The sequence below is a fragment of the Flavonifractor plautii ATCC 29863 genome, from assembly GCF_000239295.1.
Taxonomy (GTDB): Bacteria; Bacillota; Clostridia; order Oscillospirales; family Oscillospiraceae; genus Flavonifractor; species Flavonifractor plautii.
Map to the genome: position 1 here is coordinate 1 of NZ_JH417747.1, position 728 is coordinate 728.

Annotated in this window: 1 protein-coding gene; it reads left to right on the forward strand. The window is 40.1% G+C overall.

All coding sequences use genetic code 11. The features are described 5' to 3' along the window. Positions 1-169: 169 nt before the first annotated feature. On the forward strand, positions 170-331 hold the full coding sequence (locus tag HMPREF0372_RS19665; RefSeq protein ID WP_155116994.1) for a hypothetical protein: 162 nt from the start codon (positions 170-172) through the stop codon (positions 329-331). Positions 332-728: the final 397 nt, after the last annotated feature.

Below are 728 nucleotides of genomic sequence, written 5' to 3' on the forward strand. Positions count from 1 at the left end.
GTTCACCGTCCAATATGTTTGACAAACCTACACAGAGAAATTGGCAGAGTTCAATCGGCATTTCAGTAAACATCGGAATAGTATTTTTTTTAGAAAAGGGACTATACTCGAACGTGACGACAAGGTCATTATAGGCTGCGTAGCTGGAGAAGAAGCGATTCAATTTGATATGGATCTGGAAGTTTTAAACTTCAATGCATGGAAGGACAAGCGTATTGGAAAAATTTTGCCTCCATATATAACAAAAATCCAACAAAAGTGTGCGGTAAATATGGTACGAGAAGGGGTTACACCTCTTCCAAAAGAATTATTTATGTCTTTCGATGAATAAATTAAGCCTTCAAATTTTGTGCCGCAATATATAAAGCCCCCTCTGAAATCATCGATTTCAGAGGGGGCAAAGGATAGTTATGTAAGTCTCTTCTGTGAGGCACGCAGATTAATGCTTGGGTATGACAATGCCTGTGTAGAAAGATTTTTCAACTTACTGAAGATCGAGTGAATTTCCCGAGCTAAACCTCAGACCATTCACGCTGCTGCCGAACTGGTGGACGAGTACATCTATTTTTACAACCATGATTGCATACAGTTTGTTACAAAAATAGTACATCCTGGATTTGAGCCTGGAAGCAGCAGTATAGCTGGTGTCCTAAATTTCCGTCCACTTGACAGGGGTCAGCACACAGAATAGTCCTGGGTAGTGTCAAGGAATTTTCGCAAAATGGTTT